The sequence below is a fragment of the Asticcacaulis sp. genome, assembly GCF_027484505.1.
Lineage (GTDB): Bacteria > Pseudomonadota > Alphaproteobacteria > Caulobacterales > Caulobacteraceae > Asticcacaulis.
Window position 1 is genome coordinate 1 of sequence record NZ_JAIXSV010000107.1, and the last position, 3,947, is coordinate 3,947.

The 3,947-nt window shown below is 63.5% G+C and carries 3 protein-coding genes and 1 pseudogene; 1 reads left to right on the forward strand and 3 read right to left on the reverse strand.

Features of this window, described 5'->3' with window-relative positions; genetic code table 11:
- Positions 1 to 430: ATP-binding cassette domain-containing protein (locus Q0072_RS06630; RefSeq protein ID WP_298327473.1), on the forward strand; the 430-nt coding region annotated here is incomplete at its 5' end.
- Between the two features lie 80 nt (positions 431 to 510).
- On the opposite strand, the gene Q0072_RS06635 is transcribed toward Q0072_RS06630, so the two are convergent.
- From Q0072_RS06635 to Q0072_RS06645, 3 genes and pseudogenes are all read right to left on the reverse strand, one after another.
- A complete protein-coding gene (locus tag Q0072_RS06635; RefSeq protein ID WP_298327476.1) occupies positions 511 to 3,171 on the reverse strand; it encodes a nitrate reductase in 2,661 nt (886 codons plus the stop codon).
- A gap of 115 nt (positions 3,172 to 3,286) precedes the next feature.
- On the reverse strand, positions 3,287 to 3,634 hold the full coding sequence (nirD, locus tag Q0072_RS06640) for a nitrite reductase small subunit NirD (protein WP_298327478.1): 348 nt from the start codon (positions 3,632 to 3,634) through the stop codon (positions 3,287 to 3,289).
- Positions 3,631 to 3,947: pseudogene (locus tag Q0072_RS06645) on the reverse strand (nitrite reductase large subunit); the annotation flags it as partial. The pseudogene Q0072_RS06645 and the gene nirD, both read right to left, overlap by 4 nt.

Below are 3,947 nucleotides of genomic sequence, written 5' to 3' on the forward strand. Positions count from 1 at the left end.
CAAGATGACCCACGCCAAGGATAACCGTCCCGGCGCAATCTCAGGCGGCATGAAACAGCGCGTCGGCATTGCCCGCGCCCTGGCCATGGAACCCAAGGTGTTGCTGCTGGATGAGCCCTTTGGCGCGCTCGATGCCCTCACCCGTGCCCATCTTCAGGATACGGTGATGGACCTGCACGAACGCATCCGCTCGACTGTGCTGATGATCACGCACGATGTCGATGAGGCGGTGCTGCTGGCGGATCGCGTGGTGATGATGACCAATGGCCCGAAGGCCCGCATCGGGGAGATCGTGGACGTGAAGACGCCCCGGCCGCGCGATCGTAAGGTCGTCATGCAGGATGCGCAGTTTGTCGAATGCCGCCGTCGCATCGTCAGCTTCCTCGAAGCTCACGATCACGCGCCCGTCCCGCTGGCCGAACCGGCCTGAGACAAGTGTCGCGCAAAGAAACGCCGCCCGCAAAAATCGGGCGGCGTTTTTGCGTTCGGGCCTGACTCTGACACTTGGTATCAGGCCTGCACCTTCTCCTTTTTATGCTGCTCACCTTGGCGCAGCAGACATTGTTTCAGTTCGCCCTTGCAGGAGCCGCAGGCCGTGCCGGCACGCGTCGCGTCGCCGATCGCTTCGACCGTCGCCGCGCCATCGTCTATGCAGGCCATGATCGCGTTTTCGCCCACGCTGTTGCAGGCGCAGATAATGCGGCCCTTGTCCGACGCGCCCGGCATCCGGCCGATCAGCAGCGCCGCACGCTGTGGCGCGCTCAGTGCCGTCTCTCCGAAACAATCAAGCAGCCAGTCGCGCGGCGGCAGCTTCTTATGGATGGGCGCTATGAACAACACCCGCGTCAGGCGGCCGTTTTCGATGCGCACCTGACGCCGGATGCCGGTGGCCGGGTCCTCAAGCGTCGCCGTGGCTTCAAAGTCCGCGCTGTCCGGTGTACCCGTACCCGTTATCTCATAGCCATCCGCATGAGCATAGGCGGTGCGACGCCAGACCGTATCTGGCGCGAATATCGGCGGCGCGCCGTCGAAATCGCGTGGCACCATCAGAAAGCCATGCCAGACCTCCCCGAAGGCGCGGACCTGTGCCGGGGTGTGTTTGAACTCCGGCTGCCCGGATAAGGGATCGACCGCCGGATTGATCAGCGGGTTTGAGCGACCAAAGGGCGCAAACTGCTGTGTCCAGTGCATCGGCGCGTGCAGATTGCCGACGCGCACATCATCCGTCACCCGCGCCTTATAGATGGCCTCGCCCTGCGCCGTCGTGACGACCGCCAGCCGTCCGTCGCGTATCCCCAGATGCCGTGCGTCTTTCGGGTGGATGTCCAGCGTCGGCTCGGTGATATGGCGGTTCAGTTCCGGGGCCAGCGCCGTGCGCGTCATCGTATGCCAGTGGTCACGCACGCGGCACGAATTGAAACTGAACGGCAAGTCAGGCGTCGGCTGATGCGCCGGGCCGCGCACCACCGGCGGCACCAGCCGCGCCCGGCCGTTCGGCGTGTTGAAGCGCCCATCGCTAAACAGGCGCGTCGCCGGCAGGCCATCGGCCGGAAACGGCCAGCGCACCGGCATCAGCGCGTCGTACTGCGCCTTTGACAGGCCACAGAGCCCGCCCAGATCGAGAAAACGCTGCCCGTTATTTTCAAACGCCGTCAGCCCGGCGTGCTCGGCAAACACCTCATCCGGCCCGGCCCAGTCAAAGGCCTGTGCCCAGTCCGGGTTCATCCGCCGTGCGACCTCGGCAATGATGGCCCAGTCCGGACGCACCTGCCCCGGCATTTCGGTCAGATTGCGTTGCCGTGAGATGACGCGCTCGGAGTTGGTCACCGTGCCGTCCTTTTCGCCCCAGGCGGCTGCCGGGAGCTGGATATGCGCCATGTCCATCGTATCGGTGCGCGCCATAACGTCCGACACGACCACCAGTTCGCACTTTGACAGGGCTTCGTGGATGCGGTTGGCGTCGGGCATCGACACCATGGGGTTGGTGGCCATGATCCAGATGGCCTTGATTTTGCCCGTGCGCACGGCCTCAAACATATCGACGGCTTTCAGGCCGGGTTTGGGCGCAAGGGTCGGTGAGCCCCAGTAGCGTTGCACCAAAGCCTTCGACGCGTCATCAAAATCCATATGCGCGGCCAGCATATTGGCCAGCCCGCCCACTTCGCGTCCGCCCATAGCATTGGGCTGACCCGTAATCGAAAACGGCGCGGCCCCCGGCTTGCCGATCTTGCCCGACAGAAGGTGGGCATTGATCAGGCTGAGCCCCTTGTGCACGCCCTGCGACGACTGGTTGGAGCCCATGGAAAACAGGCTCACCACCTTATCCGTGTGCAAAAAGGCATCATAAAATGTCTTCAGATCGACCGGCGAGACACCGCAATCCGCGGCCACGGCCTCTATGCTCTGGTCGTCGGCGGCAAGCGCGGCCATTAGGCGCGAAAAGCCCTGCGTGTGCTGATCCACAAAGTCATGATCAAGCGCATCGCGCGCGATCAGATGCGCGCACAGGCCGTTCCACAGGCGCACATCCGTCTGCGGGCGGATCATCAAATGCAGATTGGCCGCCTTCGCCGTATCGGTGCGGCGCGGGTCAATGCAGACGCGAAACTGATCCTGACGCGCTTCGATGCGGCGATAAAGAACAGGGTGCGTCCAGGCCGCATTGTGACCGCTGAAGATCAGCAGGTCGGCTTCGCTCAGATCGTCATAGACCCCCGGCACCAGATCGGCCCCGAAGGCCAGCTTGTGGGCGGCCACCGCCGAACTCATGCACAGGCGCGAATTGGTGTCGATATTGGCCGTACCGATATAGCCCTTGGCCAGCTTGTTGACCGCGTAATAGTCCTCGGTCAGCAACTGACCAGAGACATAAAAAGCCACGGCATCCGGGCCGTGTTCGGCGATGATGTCGCGGAAGCGCCCGGCCACCTCGGTAAGCGCCGCCTCCCACGTCGTCTCGACAAAGCCCTGTGGTGTACGACGGCGCGGGCTGAGCAGACGCCCCTCCAGCCCGAAGGTGTTGCCCAGCGCCGTGCCCTTGGAACAGAGCCGCCCCTGATTGGCCGGATGCGCCACATCGCCCCGGACGGTCATCTGACGGCCATCCAGCGTCGCTTCAACGCCGCAACCGACGCCGCAGTAGGGACAGGTGGTAGATTGGGTGGTGGTCATAAGGAACGTTTCTAAAGAGCCCCCCTCCGGCGCTGCGCGCCACCTCCCCCAGCAAGCTGGGGGAGTATCAAGATGAGCGTTCTTTTTGTGCCTCCCCGCTCGCGGGGAAAGGGGTTTAAGGCAGTCCCAGAAAAATCCGGGCGTTTTCGATCTTCAGCGGCACGGTGGGCGTACAGCCCTTCCCCGCATCGGCTCCGACGGCTTCACCCGTTTCGAGGCTGAACGACCAGTTGTGCAGCGGACAGGCGATATGACGGCCGTGCACGATGCCTTCGGACAAAGGACCGCCCTTGTGCGGGCATTTGTCCATCACGGCGTAATAGTCATTATCCACGGTACGAAAGACGGCAATGGCCCCCTTGTCCGTCTCGACCCGCCGGGCCCCCTGATAGGGCACATCCGCCGCCGCCCCGACATCCAGCCACGTCAAAGGCGGGGTTTGCAAAGCCAGATCGCCGCTCATCGCGCCATCTCCTTCTTTTCGCTGCGCAGGTCCGCCAGCGGTGAAAACACCCTGGCCGGTTCGGATTTCGGGGCGTGTTCCGCCCACGGATCGACCTGAAACACGGCCTGTGACTCCAGAAAGCGCGCCATCAGGGCCTTTCGGGCGTCCTCATCGAACATCTTGGCCTTGATCACCTCAAGGCCCACACGCTCGATCCACGGCGCGGTGCGCTCCAGATACCAGGCGTCCTCACGGTAGAACTGCACGAAGGCCATGGAATATTCGCGGGCCTCGGACTGGGTCGCGACCTTGCACAACAGGTCGGTCCCGC

What these genes read in the sequence shown, in the direction of transcription:
- Q0072_RS06635 (WP_298327476.1), bottom strand. Translation starts at nt 3,171, where the DNA reads ATGACCACCACCCAATCTACCACCTGTCCCTACTGCGGCGTCGGTTGC.
- nirD (WP_298327478.1), bottom strand. Translation starts at nt 3,634, where the DNA reads ATGAGCGGCGATCTGGCTTTGCAAACCCCGCCTTTGACGTGGCTGGAT.